The organism is Desulfitibacter sp. BRH_c19 (genome assembly GCA_001515945.1).
Lineage (GTDB): Bacteria > Bacillota > DSM-16504 > Desulfitibacterales > Desulfitibacteraceae > Desulfitibacter.
Window position 1 is genome coordinate 69,324 of sequence record LOER01000022.1, and the last position, 20,723, is coordinate 90,046.

The 20,723-nt window shown below is 35.9% G+C and carries 19 protein-coding genes; 13 read left to right on the plus strand and 6 right to left on the minus strand.

Annotation, left to right across the window (positions count from 1 at the left end; genetic code table 11):
• The first annotated feature begins 137 nt into the window (after nt 1–137).
• From APF76_15390 to APF76_15410, 5 genes are all read left to right on the plus strand, one after another.
• The gene (locus APF76_15390; GenBank protein ID KUO51761.1) at nt 138–1,781 is read left to right on the plus strand and encodes an AAA family ATPase; all 1,644 of its coding nucleotides are present in this window, start codon (nt 138–140) and stop codon (nt 1,779–1,781) included.
• Nucleotides 1,774–2,292, plus strand: a complete 519-nt coding sequence (locus APF76_15395; protein ID KUO51762.1) for a hypothetical protein — start codon at nt 1,774–1,776, stop codon at nt 2,290–2,292. The genes APF76_15390 and APF76_15395 overlap by 8 nt, the downstream gene beginning before the upstream one ends.
• Before the next feature lie 7 nt (nt 2,293–2,299).
• A complete protein-coding gene (locus APF76_15400) occupies nt 2,300–2,686 on the plus strand; it encodes a lactoylglutathione lyase (protein KUO51763.1) in 387 nt (128 codons plus the stop codon).
• Nucleotides 2,687–2,780: 94 nt separating this feature from the next.
• On the plus strand, nt 2,781–3,368 hold the full coding sequence (locus APF76_15405; protein KUO51764.1) for a hypothetical protein: 588 nt from the start codon (nt 2,781–2,783) through the stop codon (nt 3,366–3,368).
• A gap of 146 nt (nt 3,369–3,514) precedes the next feature.
• Nucleotides 3,515–3,958 carry a DNA-binding protein gene (locus APF76_15410; GenBank protein ID KUO51765.1) on the plus strand — a complete coding sequence of 148 codons (444 nt, stop codon included), beginning with the start codon at nt 3,515–3,517 and terminating at the stop codon, nt 3,956–3,958.
• A gap of 8 nt (nt 3,959–3,966) precedes the next feature.
• Here the strand turns inward: APF76_15410 and APF76_15415 are convergent, their stop codons facing one another.
• On the minus strand, nt 3,967–5,187 hold the full coding sequence (locus tag APF76_15415; GenBank protein ID KUO51766.1) for a hypothetical protein: 1,221 nt from the start codon (nt 5,185–5,187) through the stop codon (nt 3,967–3,969).
• Nucleotides 5,188–5,592: 405 nt separating this feature from the next.
• Between APF76_15415 and APF76_15420 the strand changes: the two genes are divergently transcribed.
• Complete coding sequence (locus APF76_15420) at nt 5,593–5,985, plus strand: hypothetical protein (GenBank protein KUO51783.1); 393 nt, start codon at nt 5,593–5,595, stop codon at nt 5,983–5,985.
• A gap of 36 nt (nt 5,986–6,021) precedes the next feature.
• Nucleotides 6,022–8,043 (plus strand): NADH oxidase, encoded by a 2,022-nt coding sequence (locus APF76_15425; GenBank protein ID KUO51767.1) that lies wholly within the window; start codon nt 6,022–6,024, stop codon nt 8,041–8,043.
• Nucleotides 8,044–8,212: 169 nt separating this feature from the next.
• Here APF76_15425 and APF76_15430 read toward each other — a convergent pair whose 3' ends face one another.
• Together APF76_15430 and APF76_15435 are read right to left on the minus strand one after the other, a co-directional pair.
• Nucleotides 8,213–9,103, minus strand: a complete 891-nt coding sequence (locus APF76_15430) for a hypothetical protein (GenBank protein ID KUO51768.1) — start codon at nt 9,101–9,103, stop codon at nt 8,213–8,215.
• 88 nt (nt 9,104–9,191) lie between these two features.
• Complete coding sequence (locus tag APF76_15435; protein ID KUO51769.1) at nt 9,192–9,941, minus strand: hypothetical protein; 750 nt, start codon at nt 9,939–9,941, stop codon at nt 9,192–9,194.
• A 642-nt stretch (nt 9,942–10,583) separates the two neighbouring features.
• Here APF76_15435 and APF76_15440 point away from each other — a divergent pair.
• The 6 genes from APF76_15440 to APF76_15465 all read left to right on the plus strand — a co-directional run bounded on the left by APF76_15440 (nt 10,584) and on the right by APF76_15465 (nt 16,252).
• Nucleotides 10,584–11,924 (plus strand): transporter, encoded by a 1,341-nt coding sequence (locus APF76_15440; GenBank protein KUO51770.1) that lies wholly within the window; start codon nt 10,584–10,586, stop codon nt 11,922–11,924.
• A gap of 269 nt (nt 11,925–12,193) precedes the next feature.
• Nucleotides 12,194–12,487, plus strand: a complete 294-nt coding sequence (locus tag APF76_15445; GenBank protein ID KUO51771.1) for a hypothetical protein — start codon at nt 12,194–12,196, stop codon at nt 12,485–12,487.
• Nucleotides 12,456–13,250 (plus strand): ABC transporter permease, encoded by a 795-nt coding sequence (locus APF76_15450; protein KUO51772.1) that lies wholly within the window; start codon nt 12,456–12,458, stop codon nt 13,248–13,250. Before APF76_15445 ends, APF76_15450 begins: the two co-directional genes overlap by 32 nt.
• A gap of 18 nt (nt 13,251–13,268) precedes the next feature.
• Nucleotides 13,269–14,261 carry an ABC transporter substrate-binding protein gene (locus tag APF76_15455; protein KUO51784.1) on the plus strand — a complete coding sequence of 331 codons (993 nt, stop codon included), beginning with the start codon at nt 13,269–13,271 and terminating at the stop codon, nt 14,259–14,261.
• 50 nt (nt 14,262–14,311) lie between these two features.
• Nucleotides 14,312–15,058, plus strand: coding sequence for a hypothetical protein (locus tag APF76_15460; protein KUO51785.1), 747 nt, complete (start codon nt 14,312–14,314; stop codon nt 15,056–15,058).
• Between the two features lie 288 nt (nt 15,059–15,346).
• Nucleotides 15,347–16,252: a hypothetical protein gene (locus APF76_15465; GenBank protein ID KUO51773.1), complete on the plus strand. Its 906-nt coding sequence runs from the start codon at nt 15,347–15,349 to the stop codon at nt 16,250–16,252.
• Between the two features lie 10 nt (nt 16,253–16,262).
• Here APF76_15465 and APF76_15470 read toward each other — a convergent pair whose 3' ends face one another.
• The 3 genes from APF76_15470 to APF76_15480 all read right to left on the minus strand — a co-directional run bounded on the left by APF76_15470 (nt 16,263) and on the right by APF76_15480 (nt 19,949).
• On the minus strand, nt 16,263–17,474 hold the full coding sequence (locus APF76_15470) for a pyridine nucleotide-disulfide oxidoreductase (GenBank protein KUO51774.1): 1,212 nt from the start codon (nt 17,472–17,474) through the stop codon (nt 16,263–16,265).
• 23 nt (nt 17,475–17,497) lie between these two features.
• The gene (locus APF76_15475; GenBank protein KUO51775.1) at nt 17,498–17,818 is read right to left on the minus strand and encodes a thioredoxin; all 321 of its coding nucleotides are present in this window, start codon (nt 17,816–17,818) and stop codon (nt 17,498–17,500) included.
• 106 nt (nt 17,819–17,924) lie between these two features.
• Entirely contained in the window at nt 17,925–19,949 is a 2,025-nt protein-coding gene (locus APF76_15480; protein KUO51776.1) for a nucleotide pyrophosphatase, read from the minus strand.
• Between the last annotated feature and the right edge of the window lie 774 nt (nt 19,950–20,723).

The following is a 20,723-nucleotide window of genomic DNA, read 5'->3' on the forward strand; positions in this document are numbered from 1 at the left end:
GCTACAAATAAACAAAATCTCTGGATGAAGGATATCCAGAGATTTTGTTTGAATTCATTATATCTACACATTTTAAGGTAGGAAATTAAACATACTATGAAGAAATAGTTATTACCAGCTGCTCATAAGCAGGAATTATGGAGGTATTTATGACAATTAATGTTACTCTAAATACGGGTGAAAAACTATTAATAGAACCTGGAACTAGTTTGCTGGAAATAACTAAAATGATAGGTGAAGTACCATACCCAATTGTTGCAGCAACAGTAAATAATGAGCTTAGGGATCTAAATTTTTGTATTTATGAGCCTTCTGAATTGAAATTTATTGACATAACTAGTGACACAGGCAATAGGATTTATGCTAGAAGCTTGAGCTTTATATTTATTCGAGCAGCCAGGGAAATGATTCCAAATAGTGATGTGATGATTGAGCATTCACTTTCAAAGGGTCTATATTGTGAGATTAAAGGGAAAAAACTTACAGAGGCTTTAGTGAAAAGCATAGAAAATAGAATGAAAGAAATAATTGAAGCTGATGAAGTTATTGAAAAAAGGGAAATTTCTAGAGAAGAAGCTCTTAAAATCTTTGAAGAATATGGGCAGGTTGACAAGGTTAAAATGCTAAAATATCTGCCTACGTCTAGGGGTAAGGTTTATAAAACAGGTTGGATGTATGATTTCTTTTACGGATATGTAGTACCTAATACTGGGTATTTGAAGAAGTTCACCTTGCAATTTCATTTGCCAGGGGTGATAATACGTTTTCCTCTAGCTCAGAATCCAGAACGTATACCCGAATTTGTACCACAGCCAAAATTAGCAAAAATATTTTATGAGGCTGAAAGATGGGCAGAAATCATGGAAGTTAATACTATTGCAGATTTAAATGACGCTATAGTTAATAATAACGTATCAGTGCTAATAAAAGTAGCAGAAGCTCTTCATGAAAAGAAGGTTGCAAATATTGCTGATGAAATAGAAGAGCACAAGGATAGAGGTAATGTGATTCTCATAGCTGGACCGTCTTCATCTGGAAAGACGACATTTGCTGATAGGCTTATGATTCAGTTAATGGTCAATGGTTTAAAGCCAATTTCCATATCGATGGATAATTATTTCGTAGATAGAGAAAAAACTCCCCTTGATGATAAGGGCGAATATGATTTTGAGTCTATAGAGGCTATAGATTTGCAATTATTAAATGAACACTTGACCCAACTAATTCAGGGTGAAGAAGTGGAAATGCCAATATTTAACTTTAAGACTGGTATGAGGGAGGATTTTGGTCGTAAAGTACAAATTAGACCAGATCAACCTATTATAATAGAGGGCATTCATGGCTTAAATGAAAAACTTACTTATTCAATTCCTAAAGACCATAAATATAAAATTTATATTTCATGTTTGACGCAATTAAATATTGATAACCATAATAGAATACCAACTACTGATATACGTAAACTTAGGAGGATTGTAAGAGATTACCAATACCGGGGTCTTAGTGCTTCAGATACATTAAGGATTTGGCCATCGGTCAGAAGAGGCGAGGATAGAAGTATATTCCCCTTTCAAGAAGATGCAGATATAATGTTTAACTCCTCATTGATATATGAATTAGCAGTTTTAAAGCACTATGCACAACCGCTTTTACTTGAAATTGATAAATTCAGTCCGGATTATATAGAAGCACAGAGGCTATTAAGGTTTATAACGTATGTTTCATCTCTAGATGGAAAAGAGATTCCTTTAAATTCTATTATTAAGGAGTTTATTGGGTAGGAGAGATATTCTTTTGGATACTATAAGTCATGGACTTTGGGCATTTGTTTTACTACATAGGCATTCAACTGTTATAAAGTTTGTTGCTGGATCTATTTTCGTGGATAGTCCATTTCTTTTAGCTGGACTAGGGTTAATTATTCAACAAGGTGCAATTCCTGACAAACTGCCCCTTCTTGTACTAGAAGCAGGTTTTTTGTCTGTAGTTGGCTATGCACTACATTCGATAGCAATATGGGGAATTATGCTTGCTGTAGTCTATATTTACTCTAAACAATGGATATTTTTTGTTCTAGGCTGGGGTTTTCACATTGCTGTAGATATTTTTACCCACGTAAATGATGCATTACCACTATTTTGGCCTTTAAGTAAAGCCACCAGTAGAAGCTTTGTGTCTTATTGGGAACCTGATTATCATAGTATAGCTTTTAATATATTTCAAATAGGTAGCCTGGCAATTATTTTTACATGTCTGTATTACTTTAGAAACTTAAATAACAAAAGGAGGTAGTTCTATTATGCAGGTTCAATTTGCTCATGTATGTATTAGGGTAATGAATTTAGAAAAATCGATTAAATTCTATCAGAAAGCTTTAGATTTAAAGGAATCTAGGCGAAAAGATTTCCCAGAATATAAATTTACCTTAGTATTCCTTAAAGAGGATAAAACAGATTTTGAGTTGGAATTAACGTACAATTATGATCAAGAAAAACCTTATGAGATAGGTAATGGGTACAGTCATTTGGCTATATATGTAGATAATCTAGAAGGACTACATAAAAAGCATAAGGATATGGGTCTAGACCCTACTGAATTAAAGGGTTTACCAGGAACCCCCCCTGGCTATTATTTTCTGAATGATCCTGATGGATACCACATAGAAATAATTAGAAAAAAGTACTAGACCAAAGACTCACACTAACAAATTTCCCCCTTGAAGCATATAAATAGAAGGAGACTTATTTTGAAAATGTAAACTTGAAAGGGGGGACTTTTATATGTTTTTTACCTATGAGATACAAACAGGAGATACCTTGGAAAGCTTAGCGGAACGTTTTGATACTACTGTTGAAGAAATCCTAAGATACAATGAAATACGCAATCCCAGTAGGCTTCCTGTTAGGGTTGTAATTAGAATTCCAGTTCCTATGCTTCCACCTACAGTACCTTCTCCTAGACCTTTAAGAAACTTTTCTGTGCGAGTAGTAAGGGGTTTGTTATATATTTTATCTACTGATAGGATGCTTTACAGGCGAAATCAAAGTGTTCAAATGACATTGGTTAAAACTAATATTACTGCTAGTCCTATTTCATTAACATATCCAACTACCCAACGTTTCGATTTTTTTGTTCGTAGGGGTATAACTGGTAGAATACTATGGCAGTGGTCAGCAGACAGAGTTTTCGCTCAAGTAGTCGAGACAATTGTACTTCAACCGGGACAATCTCAGGTATTTAGAGTCACATGGGATCAAAGGACAAATGAAGGGGTTCCTGTAGGGACCGGTATCTTCACCGTACAAGGTGAAAATGTCGCACAGGAATTACGAAACCAAAGAATATCAACACGGATAAGAATAGTGTAAATTGCATATCTAAAAACCTTATTAATGGACCTCTGATAAAAAGGCCATAATGAGGTTTTTCTTTATCTGAAGAGAGAAACATGTAAAATTACAAGTTGTTACGGTATACTAAGAGTAAATGATAAAAAATTTTGGAGGAACTTTATTTGAAGTATACTGAAGCAAGTTTAGGTAGGATATTTATATTACGATTGGAAAAAGGCGATCGTATTCCAAAGACCATTGAGGATTTCGCACAAGAAAGGAAAGTAGGGTCTGCTACAGTATTTTTCCTTGGCGGAGCTGATAAAAATAGTAAGGTTGTTGTTGGCCCTGAAGACGGTGAAGCTGAGAAACCGATACCTGTTGTAATACCACTTCCTAGAGTTAGTGAATCTTTGGGAGTGGGCACTATATTTAGAAATGAAGAAGGTGCTTTTAAACTACATATGCATTCTGCCTTTGGTCATGGTAAAGACACAATAGCAGGCTGTACTCGCCAGGGAGTTGATGTTTGGCTCTATGGGGAGGTGGTAATTATGGAGCTGTTAAATGGTACTGCTAAACGAAAAGTAGACCCGCAGACGGGTTTTGAACTCTTAGATGTGTAGGAAAAGGATTAGAGGCTAAGCCTTAACAAAGGCATACTCATACATCTAGGACCGCCCCTGCCCCGAACTAATTCTGATCCTTCTATTTCAACAACCTCTACACCACTATTTCTCAGTACTTTATTTGTGGCTTCATTGCGATTGTAGCATATTACAACCCCTGGTTTTATCGCCAGGGTATTTGTGCTATCCCCCCATTGTTCTCGAGTTGCTGTAATTGGCTCATGACCACCCGAGAAAATAAGTTGTGCCTTTTTTACACCTAGATACCTTCCTAGCAATTCATCTAGTTTATGGTCATTAGTTGCTACTATCCTCTCTTTTGTACCTTTTTCTAAAAGATAAACATGAATATCATCCTTTACACCGGGATACATTAAAAATTTGTCATAATCAATCATAGTAAATACAGTATCTAGGTGCATAAAGGCTCTTTTTGCTGGAATTTGAATAACTACTATTTGGCGAATTTGTTCTGTCTCAATTATGAATTTTTGTGTAATATATTCTATAGCTTCTTCAGTAGTTCTTTCACTTAAACCAATCACTAGAGTACTCGAATTTATCACTAGAATATCCCCTCCTTCAATTCCCCTAGGTATCTCTTCTTCAAACCAGAGCTTGGTATTCTCAAAAAGTTTATGGTGCTTCTGCAAAAAACGTAAAAAGATTGTTTCACGCCTTCTTGCAAAATTAAACATGCTGCTTACAAGTAACTTGTTAGCAATCATAGCTCCATGATCACGTGTAAAGTACATACTAGGCATAGGATCTAAATAAAAAGGATAACTTGAGACGGTTAAATCACTTAATGTGCGGTGTTTTTTCAACTTTTGGACTTCTTTTTTATGTATGCCTGCTAATAGCTTACTATTAAGCTCTTCTGGGGGAAGATTATATAGAAATTCAAAAACAGCTTTAGACACTTCTTTATCGCTTTGTAAGGAAAACTTTAAGTGTTCTTCAATGAGTTGCCGCTTGACCTCTAAATCTTGAATGAGCTCAACCATTAAATCTTCAATATAAAAGACTTTTGTGCCAGTATCTTTTATTGATTTTGCAAATCCGTTATGTTCTTCTTGAGCTTTTCTAAGCCATGGAATTTCATCAAATAATAAGTTTTCAAGATAACGAGGAATTAAATTATTTAATTCGGAACCTGGCCTATGAAGCAATACTGACTGAAGCTTACCGATTTCTGAGGTTACATGAAATCCTTTTTTCTCCATGTAGATAGACCTCCTACTTAATGTACGGGACACACTTCTTAAATTCTCACATCTAACATCCAACCTCACACTTCCAGAGAGCAGGAATGTCCCCAACTTATTATTTGTCCGATGGCTAACTACCACTAAGAGTGGTACTAAGCCCCTAGATAACGGTTTTCCCTAAAGGATTAGCTCAGCTACGCCAAACAAGTTGGCAAGTTTCGCTCTATATTATTCAGATGGAGTCATTCAGTAAAACTTAGTTCAGGTGCTTTTCTCAGAACTCTAGTTGAACTAATCCTGTGGGAAACTCCACCTGAATAAAGAATCCTGTTTATTATTATTTGTAGTTGGTATCTTTTTTAGACATTTATTGTATAGTTGGCTATAATACTTCGAAAACTAAACATGGAGGTGATAAAAATTAAACTCAATCAGGGAGAACGCTCTATTATGGCATATTTTCCTAGTAGCTCAAAGGCACAAAAAGCTGTAGACGAGCTAAAGGATATGGGAATTAATACTGCACAAATTGATAGAATTAGCAGATATGGAACAACATTTAACCAACATCTTAATAACCCCATTTCTGGACAAGCAATAACCCAAACTGGTTTAACCATATCTTCAGATAGTACGGCTAGCGATAGTGATGCAGCAAGGGTATTAATGTCAGCGGATCCTTCTGTATCGGGAATGGCCAATAAGGGTTATGGAATAGCTGGCGGAAAGAATTTTCTGGTAACTGTTGTTACTGATGAAAAACATTTGAATAGGGTTGTAAAAATATTAGAGAAAAATGATGGAATGGTTTAACTATTATATTAACATAAATAGGGAGGGAATTTGCAAATGAAATATCCGAGACTTTTTCAAAAAGGTTTAATTGGAAATATGAGTATTAAAAATCGAACTGTCATGCCAGCAATGGGAACAAACTTAGCAAGTGAAACAGGCGCAGTTACCCAGGCAATGCTTCATTATTATAGAGCACGGGCTAAAGGTGGAGTAGGTTTAATTATAACAGAAATAGTAAGTGTGGATTCTCCAGGGGGGTATGCCATTCCTAAACAGCTTGATTTACATAGTAATTCCTTCATAGCTGGGCACAATGAGCTTGTGGAGGCTGTTCATGAGCATGATACAAGAATTATTCCCCAATTACATCATGCTGGGCGTCAGACTACAAATGAGAATACCAAGGGATTACAACCTGTAGGACCATCTGCTATACCAGATCCATATTTAAAGGTTATTCCTAAAGAATTAACAATAAATGAAATACAGGAAATAGTTAATAAGTTTGTGAAGGCAGCTAGCAGGGCCCAACATGCAGATTATGACGGTGTTGAGATACATGGAGCTCATGGATATCTTGTGGCCCAGTTTATGTCACCCCGAAGCAATAAACGGACAGATCTTTATGGTGGAGATATTAATGGACGTATGCGTTTTCCCATTGAAATCATAAAAGGAATTAAAAAGGAGACTAAAGGTAACTTTCCAGTTATATTTCGTTATAGCGGAGATGAGTTTGTAGAAGGTGGTATTGATTTAGAAGAAGCAAAGAAGATAGCGACTATGCTTGAAGAAGCGGGTGTAGACGCATTACATGTTAGTTCTGGCACGTATTCTTCCATGCATACAATTATAGAGCCCATGAGTTATCCAGAGGCTTGGAGGGCATACCTGGCTGAGAATATTAGAAAGGTTGTTAAGATACCTGTAATAACTGTTGGCAATATACGGAGTCCACAGGTAGCCGAAAATCTTCTCAAGGAAGAGAAGGCAGACTTCATAGCTATTGGAAGGACACTTATAGCAGACCCTGAATGGCCTCTAAAGGCCATGCTGGATAGGGATGAAGATATTAGAAAATGTATTAGTTGTAACATTGGATGTATAAGTGAGCGTGTCTTTAAAAACCTCCACATTAGGTGTACAGTTAATCCAGTTGCAGGCAGAGAGATTGAATATCCATCAATTCCCTTTTCATATAACTCCAAACACTTTGTTGTCATTGGAGGTGGGCCTGCAGGGATGGAAGCATCCAGAGTACTAGCGACTGGAGGAAATAAAGTAAGCTTGATTGAGAGAGAGGCTGAACTTGGAGGACAAATTCGAATTGCTGCTGTTCCTCCAGGAAAAGATAAAATACACTGGAGTATTGATTACCTTGAGACCCAAGTTCGTAACCTGGGGGTTGATATACAGTTAAATACAGAAGCAACAATAGAAATGCTTCAGGAAAAGGATGCAGATTATTTTATAATTGCTACAGGTGCAGCTCCTATTATTCCTAGCATTAAGGGTGTAAGTAATGCCAATGTAGCAACAGCGTGGGAAATTTTAGCAGGACAATATGAAGTAGGTGAAAAAGTTATTGTGGTGGGAGGGGGTAGTGTTGGATGTGAAACTGCTCTTTACCTAAGAAAAAAAGGTGTTAATGTTATGGTTTTAGAGATGAAGAATAGTCTTGCAGATGATATGGAACCAATCACGCGATCTGTGTTTTTGGAGGAAATGCAAAAGTTGCAGATACAGTCTTTCACAGGGTACAAGGTGCAGAGCATAGATGCAGATGGAGTTGTAGCTATGGATGAGAATTGGAAGGAGCATTGGTTGCCATGTACACATATCGTATTATCTATGGGTGCAGGGTCTATTAACCATTTAGAGGGTGAATTGAAGCAACGGGGAATGCGTGTTATGGTCATTGGAGATGCTAAAAGTCCCCGAAAACTAAGAGAAGCAATTTCAGAAGGATTTATGACAGCCTACCGGTTAATAATAAATGACAATTATCCTCAATTACGTAAGCCATATATGATGGAAGAAGTAGGGGTCTTAACCCAGATAGAATATTATGGCTAAACCTTGGTTTTTGGCAGTAGTTCTAGCGTTGTGTACTGTACAAGCGTAGAAGTACCAGTCCTAGTGGGGTGACTAATCTATCATCGAAAGCTATTATTTCTGAATGATATAGTACTGACAGTGTAAACTAAGCCCGGGTTTGTCACCCGGGCTTAGTATAGCTCAGTTCTTAATCACGGGTTATTGGTTCATCTAGTACCATATGTTCAATATTCATTGGTTCACCCGTTACTGTCATTTTTATTTTATCAATATAAGGAAATTCGAATAATGTATCTGCTATTGAGTTAATTGTCATGGCCTCACCAGCTGCTCCTCCCCAATGATCAGTATACATCTCTTGTGAAAAGTCTATTTCAACAAGATTATCTTCAAGCATTAAATCTTGAATTTTTACTGTTTCAGGGATGGTTGCATATAAATCTTGGTTTTCAGGACCTTTTATTAGTTCCTCTAATACTGAAATGATGAATTGTTCTTGATTTAGGGTACCAGTTAACTCCCGCTTTTCCCCAACTACCTCTGTAGCTTGTTGGTTTGAAAAGTAGAGTGTTACTTCAGTAATCTTAGGATCTGTGGGAAATGGTTCAAAAAATCCATATGGTTCACCACTAGGGCCTATAAGTTCATTACCTTCCACAAGTATCTTGACACGGTCAATCTCCTCAAATTGTGTCATGGTGTTTACTACTGAGCCAACACCAATTATTTCAGCAACGCTTCCTCCAAACTGAGCAAAATCCTGAGAGAAGTCTACGATTAAATCTCGATTTTGCTTAATAGTTCCATAAACAACAGTATCGGGATTAATGTTGGCATTATAATCTGAGGTATCTGGTCCTTTAACGAGCGCTTCAAGAGCCTCTACATATTTGTCATCCTCTCTCTCATAGACTATTTCACGCTCCTCAGTTACCATGGTTTCATTATTACTATCTCCGTAGTAAAAATTAATAGTCTGGGTTATCTGATTTGGAGTGTTGCTTTGTGGTGATTCACATCCAATAAAAAACAATAGTAGAAGCATTATTAAAGGTACTATTAGTATATTTTTTTTCATTTTAATCTCTTTCCTTCCATAGTTATATTAACTAATAATATAATAATAGTATTTGTAATATTAAGAATTGTAATACAAAAATTCATTTTTAAAACTGATATTCAACTGCTACCCTAGCCTGTACCTCTATATTTCCAGGTACTATTGGAGTGGGAGTGCCGGAATCTGCATCTTTATCCATCATTAGTGACTCATTCTCAAATGAAGTTCTATATGGGGAATAACTTGACCCTTCTTCGGAAATAGACTTAATTCCTGATATGGTTACACCTGCACCCTTTGCTATAGCTTCACCCTTAGATTTTGCTTGAGTTGTAGCTGCTTGAAGTGCCTGCAATTTAACTGCCTCAGAGTCTTTTAATTCAAAGCGTACTGACTGTACTTGATTTGCGCCAGATTTGATTGCTGTATCAATAACCTGACCCATTTTTTCTAAATCATCATTAATTGTAATAGTTAGAGAATTATGTGCTATATACTGGGTGGGTTGTTCTTCTCTAAGCTTTTCTGGAGATACATAATCTACGTAACTGTAAACATTGTAGGATCCAGTCTTTATTTGATCATCATTTAATCCAAAGCTTTTTAACGCAGCTATTACTTTATCAGTAGCTTTAGAATTCTCAGCTACGGCTTTCTGTGCATCGGCATTTTTTGTTTCTACTGCAACCACAACAATACCTTGATCTGGAGCTGCTGTAATTACAGACTCACCAATTACCCTAATCACTCCATCATTATCTGGAACAGATGCAATGGTAGGATTGGAGACACTATTTAGTGCTAGACCTGTTAAAACTAAAAGTGTAGCTAAAATAAGTAAAAACTTTTTATTCATAATTTAAAAGCCCCCTTTTTTAATGTATATATCTATAGACGGGCTTCGAGAGGAATTGTTCCAGAACTGAAAGTATCCTTGATCTGCTTGTAATAAAAAAATCAAATTCAACATAGATTTTTTAGTAAGAATAACAATGACATTTGATGTAAGTCAGGTTATAATAGTACTATGAGAAAATTCTAACAATACAGTTATTTGGAAAAATTCTGTTAATTGGCTCTAGCGGTTTTTGGATGAAAATAATATAAAAGGCAGGCACGGAAATTAACAGGCATTCATACGATACTATTTGACTTGGTAATGGTTATCTACCATTACTTGCACCTATGAACGAAATAGATGGTAAGATGTCTTTTCCAGATAGGTGCACAATTTTTAGAAAAGCCAAAAAGGGGAAGGGAGGTTATTAGGGGAGTGCCTGGGGTACCACCTACTCATGTAGTTATTATCGGGTATTAGCTGGAACCAATGCTGCCAAAGTGGCTATGAATATGGGAGTTAGGGTGAGTTAGATGTAGAGGTGAGAAGACTACTATATTTAGATGACATATATGGTAATTCCTTAAGACAGCAGTCTCTTGTAGCTACGATGCCTCATTTGGGAAATTGCATGAAAAAATTAAAAAAGGAGTGAAATAAATGGACTTTCTAAATGCACTAAGTAGCTTTGTTTGGGGTCCTCCAATGTTGATTTTATTGGTTGGTACAGGTATATTTCTTACAATTCGCTTAAAGGGGTTACAATTCAGTAAGCTTATTTATGCCCATAAGCTTATATTTACAAAAGATGAAAAAAGTGAAGGTGATATATCACATTTTCAAGCATTAACAACTGCACTAGCCGCTACAATTGGTACAGGTAATATTGCAGGAGTAGCTACAGCAATATTCCTTGGTGGACCAGGGGCAGTATTTTGGATGTGGATGACTGGTCTGGTCGGGATGGCAACAAAATATTCTGAGGCGGTTTTAGCGGTTAAGTACAGAACAGTAGATAAAAAGGGTGAAATGTCAGGTGGACCTATGTACTATATTGAAAAGGGCTTAGGGTGGAAATGGCTTGGTGTTGCTTTTGCATTCTTTGGTGCTGTTGCAGCCTTTGGGATAGGTAATATGGTACAGTCAAACTCTGTAGCAGCATCTGTTCAAACTACATTTAGCATACCTCCATTCGTTACGGGAATAGTGTTAGCGGCATTAACAGCTCTTGTAGTACTTGGAGGAATTAAAAGTATTGGACGTGTAACAGCTTATTTAGTACCATTTATGGCTGCAATTTATACTATCGGTGGATTAATTGTATTATTTATTAATATTGATGCGGTTCCGGCTGCGTTTGGTTCAATTTTTAGTTCTGCATTTACTGGAAGTGCAGCAACAGGTGGAGCTGTTGGAGCGGCAATAAGGTTTGGAGTAGCTAGGGGAGTATTTTCCAACGAAGCTGGTCTAGGAAGTGCACCAATAGCAGCAGCAGCGGCCAGAACAGATTATCCGGGTCGTCAGGCCCTTGTAAGCATGACCCAAACATTTATTGATACTATAGTAGTTTGTTCTATTACAGCCTTAGCTATTTTAACCACAGGTGTATTAGGCACACCTGATTTAACTGGAGCAGCACTTACAACAGCAGCATTTAATGAAGCCTTACCAGTCTTCGGTGGCCTGATTGTAGCTATTGGTATTATGCTGTTTGCCTATTCAACAATATTAGGCTGGTGTTATTATGGAGAGAAATGTCTCGAATACCTAATAAATGAGTCTGTAGTTCTCTATTATAGAATTGCCTTTGTATTAGTAGTTTTCGTAGGGGCTGTTTCAAAGCTTGACTTTGTATGGACTTTTTCAGATGTTATGAATGGGTTAATGGCAGTACCAAACTTAATAGGCTTAATAGGCCTAAGTGGTGTCGTTGTTGCTGAGACTAACAGATTTTTAAATGCCCAAAAGAGTGAGATTAAAGTAAAGGGACAGTCTATGTAAGTTGTAAAAGAATATTATATAGACTATGGAACATATTTTAGTTGAACATAAAAGAATTAGATGATACTATTTATATAATCCTATTAACATTTATTAAAAAGGGGAGCTGGGGCAACCTGGCTGAGATAGAACATAATGCTGTTCTGACCCTTAACCTGATCTGGATAATGCCAGCGTAGGGAAATAGCAAAGGTATTTTTTGTGATACTAAGCTGCTGCCCATGTTGGTGGCAGCTTTTATTTTGCTCTTAAAAGAGAGGAGGGTTAGAATGCCCATTTGTAATGTTAGCTTACAGGTAATACCTAATGTCTCTGAAGAAAGGATTTATGAAACAGTAGATAAGGTTATTGATTATATTAGTAAATCAGGCGTAAAGTATACTGTAGGACCAATGGAAACCACAATGGAAGGTGACCTTGAAGAACTTCTAGAAATTGTAAAAAAGGCACAGGAAATATGTGTAGAAGCTGGTGCAAGAAGAATATGTTCTGTAGTTAAAATAGACTACAGTCCCCAAGGAGTGACCATAGATGAAAAGGTGGGTAAATACAAGCTGGGTTAAAACAGGTATAAGTCCCTCGTTTTTATTCATGGTGCTACTTATATTTATCTGGGAGTTTATGATTAAAATAATAAAGCTTCCTGAATATATATTACCTGCTCCTACTTCCATTGCAATATCATTAATCAATAATTTCACACTACTTTTGTCACACACCAAGACAACTTTTTTGACAGCGATTGTTGGTTTATCAATGTCTATTATAGTGGCTCTTATCCTATCTGTTGTGATGGATAAGGTTAAAACTATTAAAAAAGTGTTGTATCCACTTCTCATTGTTTCACAGACCATACCTATAATAGCTTTAGCACCGCTGATGATAATCTGGTTTGGTCTTGGGATCTTACCAAAAATCCTTGTTGTTGCCCTTGTCTGCTTTTTTCCTATTGTAGTCAATCTGGTGAACGGATTAGAGAATGTGGATAGTGAGTTGATGGAGCTTATGAAGGTTATGGGAGTTAGTCCTGCTATGATTTTTACTACAGTCCAATTTCCATCAGTACTCCCGTATTTCTTTTCAGGACTAAAGATTTCTGCTACCTATAGTGTGATGGGAGCAGTAATTGGTGAATGGCTAGGTGCTAGCTCTGGCTTAGGAATATATATGACCAGGGCAATGCATTCTTATAATACTAGCAATTTATTTGCTGCTATTTTGATAGTTGTCCTGTTGAGTATATTTCTATTTAAGATTGTTGATTTGTTGGCCTGGATATCAATGCCCTGGAATAGGGCAGAAGAACAAACATCATGGGAGGAATAGAAAGGAATGAATATAATAATGAAAAATAAAAAGTACCTTTGGATATGTGCCATACTTGTTATTGCGTTAGGTTTAGGTTTTGCAGCAGGATGCAGCTCAGAAAAGACTGAAGATCAGCTTGAAAAAATTGTCGTAACCTTAGATTGGACACCTAATACCAATCACACAGGGTTATATGTTGCAAAGGACAATGGATATTATGAAGAGGCTGGATTAGACGTTGAGATTGTTCAGCTATCGGGAGGTAGTGTTGAACAGGTAGTAGCATCTGAAAGCTCCCATTTTGGAGTTGCATATCAGGAAGGCGTTACCTATGCACGTTTAAGTGATATTCCTATTGTTTCAATTGCAGCAGTAATTCAACATAACACTTCTGGGTTCGCTTCTTTGAAATCTAAAGGCATCGAGACTCCCAAGGACTTCGAAGGTAAAAAATATGGAGGTTGGGGTTCGCCTGTAGAGGAAGCAACGATTAAAGCTTTGATGGATAGATATGAAGCCGACTATAGTCAAGTTGAAATATTGACAACTGGAGCGGTAGATTTTTTTGTAAGTAGTGAAAAAAATGCTGACTTCTCATGGATTTATTCAGCTTGGGATGGTGTTGCGGCAGAAATAAGGGGAGTAGAATTAAATTATATTGACTTAGGTACTATTGATCCTGCTTTGGATTATTATACACCAGTCCTAATTACAAGTGAGTCTTTGATTAATGAAGATCCTGAGCTCGTAGAGAAGTTTATGAAGGCAACTGCTAAAGGGTATGAATTCGCCATAGAACAGCCAGAACAAGCAGCTAGTATACTTCTTGCAAATGCACCAGAATTAGATGAGGAATTGGTAATTGCTAGCCAAATCTGGCTGAAGGATAAATATCAAGATGATGCAGAAATGTGGGGATTGCAACAAAAAGAGGTATGGCAAAACTATACAAACTGGTTATCTGAAAGAGATTTGATAGAAGGTGAACTAGATGTTGATAAAGCCTTCACCAACCAGTTCATTAACTAAAATACAAAAAAAGTACCTAGGAGTTGTTAGTAGTGGCAACTAATCAAACTATCTTACAGCTAACAAAAGTGAGCAAGACCTATACCAGTAGAGGAAATTACTTGCCAGTAATCAGGGATATCTCTTTGCATGTTAATAAGGGTGAATTTGTATCCTTGCTAGGACCTAGTGGTTCAGGAAAAAGCACATTGTTCAGGATTATATCTGGTTTAGTTAAAGCCGAAGAAGGTAAGGTCTCTATTGATGGACAGGAGGTACTGGGTAATTATATTTCCATAGTAGGTTATATGCCTCAAAAGGATCTTCTATTGCCTTGGAGAACGCTTATACAAAATGCAGCTCTGCCACTATTAGTACAGAAGGTTAGTCAAAAGGAGGCCTACCTAAAGGTAAGAGAATTGTTACCTGTTTTTGGTCTGGAGGAATTTGAAAATGTATTTCCTAAGCAATTATCAGGGGGAATGAGGCAAAGGGCTGCTTTATTAAGAACAGTACTTATTGATAGTAATTTAATGCTTCTAGATGAACCCTTTGCTGCTTTAGATGCTCTAACCCGTGAAAAGCTACAGGAATGGTTAATGGGGGTCCTGCAATTATTCAATAAAAGCGTGCTCTTTATTACCCATAGTATAGATGAGGCTATTTATCTTTCTGACAGGATTTATGTGATTTCCCATAGACCGGGTGAAATTGTATTAGAATTAAAAGTAGAGATACAACGCCCTAGAGATAGAAAGATAGTTACAACAAAAGAGTTTATAAACTACAAGGAAGAATTGCTAGAAGCTTTAAGGTAACTAATTCTTCCAAGTTCTTTTGACCTTTATGACTAGGAGTAAACCCTTTTCAATGGTGATAGTTGCCATATTGTTAATGAACTCATTGCTTAGCCCCCGAGTAGATGCAAAATATAATGTTTTCTGAGTATTTAATAAGGATTCCTATAATATTTACCCACCTTATGTAAAGGTGGGGATTATTTTGCCATTACATTGCAGGAGTTTAGTTGATTATGGTGAAATATATTACATATATTAAATAGAAGAAAAAATGGAAATGTATTAGACTAATAAGGGGGCGTAGTCGTGCGTATGGAAGAATTATACTATTTAGTTGATTTGTCAAAAACAAAATCCATAAACCGTACTGCAGAACGTATTCACGTTTCCCAGCCAGCTATCAGTAAATCTTTAAACAAACTTGAAGATGAATTGGGAGTAAAGTTGTTTTCCCGTTCTCATCAAGGTGTATATTTAACAGAGGCTGGTGAGATAGCTGTTGAAATGGCTAATGAAATTATTAAAAATATTGATGATTATAAATCAAAATTAAAAATCTACTCGGATAAATCTTCGATGCTACCAGAAAATTTATCCGTTTATGCAGTACCCGCCATAAGTAATGGTATACTGCTTGATATATTGACTGATTTTTGTAAAGCCTTTCCAAATGTCAATGTAACCGAAAAAGATCTAGAAGTCCCTAATATATTGGAGGATGTAAAAGTTGGCAAAGCAGATTTGGGTATTATTAGAATAGTCGACGGCCTGTTTGAAATTGATGAAAATGAGTTTTATATGGAAAAGTTGTTTCATGATAAGTTAGTTGTTTGCACCAGGAAATCATCATCACTTTCAAAAAGAAAATCTATTTCATTAAAGGAATTGGTTAAATACCCAATAATACTCTATTATTCTGATTCGTTTATAAAGCATTTTTTAAAAGAAACTGCCAATGCTAAGGTAACACTTAATTCAAACAATTTTAGCATCTTTAAAAAAACTGTTATGGAAGGATTGGCAGCAGGAATCATAACTGAATTTATGGCAACTTCAGCTTTAAAACAAGAATTTGATTCCCAGGAAATTATTAGGATACCTATTAGTGACAATATCAAAATAGGCTATGGATGGGTACGTTCAAAAAAATATCCATTTTCAATAGCTGCACAGGAATTTGTAAAGATACTAAAATCTCGATGTTATTTTTAAAGTTTTTGTCTTATAGTTGCAGATTTAAACTCTCTTTATCAATTGAACAATCTAGTAGTTTTATAACTTCACCTTTATTTAATAGAACAACGGCAGGTACTTCTTTGATGCCATATTTCTCTGCAATGGACTTTTTAGTAGACATATCCACTTTAATAATCTTGTATCTTTCTCCAATCTCACTTGCCACTTCCTCAAGAAGTGTACCAAATTGCAGGCTTTCAGCAACTAGTGGCTTAAAGAATAAAAGTAAAACGGGGATATTACTTCCAAGAATGATTTTTTGGAAATAATTTAATTCCTCAATATATCTTTCAGCTGCCACGGCTGCAGTAGCACCATCACCTGCAGCTGAAACAACTTGTCTCAAATATTTAACTCTATTGTCACCCGCCGCATAAACACCTTCAATATTTGTTTCCATCAAGTCATTAACAGGTATATATCCATTTTGATTATATTGTAAACCACTATCTTTTAAGAATCCGGTAGATGGAACCGTTCCTACAAAAAAGAATACCCCTTGACACGCAAGTTGTGAAGATACGCCTGTTTTTAAGTTCTTAATTTGAACACCATCAACATTAAATTCACCTAAGACTTCTTCAATAGTCGAATTCCATACAAAGTTCATCTTTTCGTTACTAAATGCTTTCTCTGCACTTATCTTATTACAATCAAGAATTCCTTCATCATGTAAAACAATAACAGTAACCTTACTTGCAAATTTTGTAATATACATACCTTCTTCAATTGCCTGGTCTCCACTACCAACTACAACTACATGTTCATCCTCAAAGAACTCAGCATCACAAGTGGCACAGTATGCCACTCCATTACCTCTCAATCGTTTTTCACCAGGGATATTAAGAACCCTCGGTTGAGTACCGCAGGCTAAAATGACTGCTTTTGCAGTAAATTCCCTTCCATTTTTAGTTGTAATTATTTTTTCCCTCCGGGAAAAATCTACTTCAACAACTTCATCTTTTATTAATTCTGTTCCTACATTTTCTGCATGTTTTTTGAAAGTACTCATTAACGCTGGCCCACTATCCTTCTCATGTCCAGGATAGTTTACTATTTCTCTAGTACTATATATTAACCCACCAAAAGAACCTTTGTTAATAACTAGAGTTTTGATTTTAGCTCTTCCTCCATATATTGCTGAAGTTAATCCGGCAGGTCCACCACCAATTATTATTAAATCATAGTTGCTACTCATCATATGCACCTCAATCTTGAACATTATAGTATTTCTACTATCTTCGCTTCTACGTCTTCTTCTTCAACTTGGCCGACTAATTTGCCTTTGTATTCACCACCATAAAAAAATAAAATTTGTGGGACCCCTCTTAAAGAGAATCTTTTATATAAATCTTTATTTTGTTCTACATCAATATAATAAAATCCCAACTTGCCCTCATATTTTTCTAATAAATCCTCTATTATTGAAATTATTTCTTGACATACATGACAACTTTTCCTTGAGAAAACTACTAGGCAAGCCTCGCAATTATCATAAATCACTTCCTCAAAAGATACTGCATCTAATTTTTTAAGTTGCATATAAAACACTCCATTCTTAATTCTTAGTTTTGGAAAAATACTATTTCCACCACAATTATATTTTTGAATCTTTTAAAAAAAAGCATAGCTATTAGCTATGCTTTTTTTAAAACTCTTCCTCAAAAATTTGATAAACCGGTGCACCTTCACATTGTGCAGGCATTCTTACACCTCCAAGTATAGCAATTGTTGGCGCAATATCTACTTGTCTAATAACACGTTCTGTATAAAAGCCTTTTTTAAAACCTTGACCAGCAGCTATAAATAAAGGTGATACTGTTGTATCAAAATAGCCATTTACAGTAGATAAAGAATCACCGTGGCACCTATTAAAACCTTCTTCCAAAAATATGATAATGTCACCACATTCAGGCCCACCCAAACCAATCACTTCGGCATCTTTATTCCTTAATGCTACCGAAATTACTCGTTTGCCAGTAGAAGAATCTCTGTAATTATATAAATCATCAATAATTTTTACTACTAAATCATTATACTCTTCAGGTTTTACAATGCCGGTTTTATTTCTTCCTTTTAGATTTATCCAAATATGATTTGAACGTGTAGCGATAGCTTTTGTTTTTTCCCAATCAATTTCTTTTATGTCGTTACCATTTTCGTCTTTCTTGACCGCGGTGTATCCTAATTCTTCCATAACACGAACATTTACTCCAAAAGGGTCGCCTATTAAAGGTGGATGTTCATCTGAAACCAATAATCCATGATCAGAAGTTACTATAATACTCCATCCTTTATCTAATAGGTGCATAAATTCACCTAGATACCTATCAGTATCTATATAAACATCTTCTATGAATTTTTGATATGCTTTTTCATCATTTTCTAAATAATCTCTAGTCTTAGCTAACTGCCAGAATAAGTGCCCTTGGCTATCTACATTGTGTATATGTGAAAAAACTATTTCGTAATTCTCTTTTTCAATCATATAATTCATTGCATCGGCTTGCCACTTTGTATGTTTTTCCCATGTTGGAATTAAAGTTTTTTCTGTTAATTCTACATCATTCCCACCAGACATACTAATTGGCGGGACATAGCCAATATTTTCAACCACATCTTTGTAAATAGACTTTGGATGCCAAACTTCATCATTATTAACATCAAATGCATTACTCATCCATAATCTTACTTCAGAACCATCACAAGCAATCTCCAGTACCTTATAAAATCTTGCACCTATAAAAGTTTCTTCTTCAACTTGTATTTCATCAGAAATAAGCGGAGAAAGCTCATCACTTTTAAGTGTAATAAATGGTTTTACTTCACTTTTAGACTTATAGATTGCTACCCTGTCAAACTCATTATTTCTGTTTTTTAAAATTAGTGCGGGTCTTCTTACAAACCCACCTGATGTAATTATTGTAAATTCTTTTGCACCTTCAGGTGCATTTTTCCAGCCTACTGGATCTTTTATTGGAGAATTTACTAAATCAAATGGTATTTTTTCTAAAGCTAAATCACCATCATCATGAGATAACATGATATTTATAACTTCTTTAGTACTATTTAGAGTATCCAGATTATCAGCAGCTCCACTTCCACCATGACCTTCTACATCTGTTATAACACACCCTGCACCAGTATCAGTAACTGCATAAGGCTGATATTTTACAGTTTCAAATTCATTTGAAGCTACTATTAGTTTTTCCCAATCAATGCCTGCATGGCCTAAATTAATGGCACATGGCTGAGTACCATCTACCACATGTAGATTTGGACTATCTAATGTTGGTGGCCAAGCACCACCTGGCCAGTGCCAAACAAGTGTCTTTTTACCTCCAGATGCAAAAACATTCCAAAGTGGTTCTGCTTTACATCTTCTGGAATCCATTGCATATACCATTGTATCCAAATCCTCTTTTGACTGGTTCCAAAAACATGTTAATCCATGTGTTCTAGGATAAGCACCAGTTGCAAGAGTTGCCCATAATGGAGGCGTAACTGTCGGGTGAGCACCCAGCATTACTAGATCTTGCCTTTGAGCACCGTTTTCAACAATTTTTTTAATGTTTGGAAGTTTCCCTTCATCCATGAACCTCTTAGTAAGGCTTGGATCCATACCGTCTACACCAAGTACAATAATTTTGTCGCTTAATGCTTTTCGCACCATATCTTTCACTCCCCGTAAATAGTATTAAACTTTATTAAGTTGTTTTTTGTTGCATGTGTGTTTTTAATCTATGATTTACAAAGATTATAAGTCCAATAATCACTTTTGGCTAATTCAAAAAAATTATTATTGTATCCAAAGTAATAACAAAAGATTATATCTTACTTTCTGGCGTGTATTAAAATCTCATGGCTGGAAGTTCTTCCAGATGTATTTGAAGTAAGGTCTTAATTCAGGGGGGATTGAAGCAAACCAAAGGCATTTTATTGCCGGTGGATTGTTTAATGCAAGTATACTCCCGATGAATTTCACTTCAAGGTCTTAACTTAGTAAAAGGTTTCTATTTACTAAGCTTAGAACCACTAATACAAAGTTAGAGCTATTGAATTAAAGACTTAGTTGGCCTTAAATTCCACCTACGCCAGTAAGTAAAATTTTACTTATACTAGTTCAAAGCTAGAATACGGGAGAATTACGCCAAGTTAAGTCAGTTAAAATGATCAATTTCAATTTTTATAAACAGGGTTCTTGACTTTAGGTGGAGTTTCCCACAGGATTAGTTCAACTACAGTTCAGGAAAAAGCATCTGAACTAAGTTTCACTGAATTACTCCATCTGAAGGTTATAGAGCGAAACTTCATTTAATCAGCAGATTAAATGTTTGAGCTAATCCTTTAGGGGAAACCGTTATCCAGGGACTTAGCACCGCTTATCTCCCACTTACGACCGTAGTTCTAGCATTGTGTTTTAGCAATGCGTAGAAATACTAGTGCA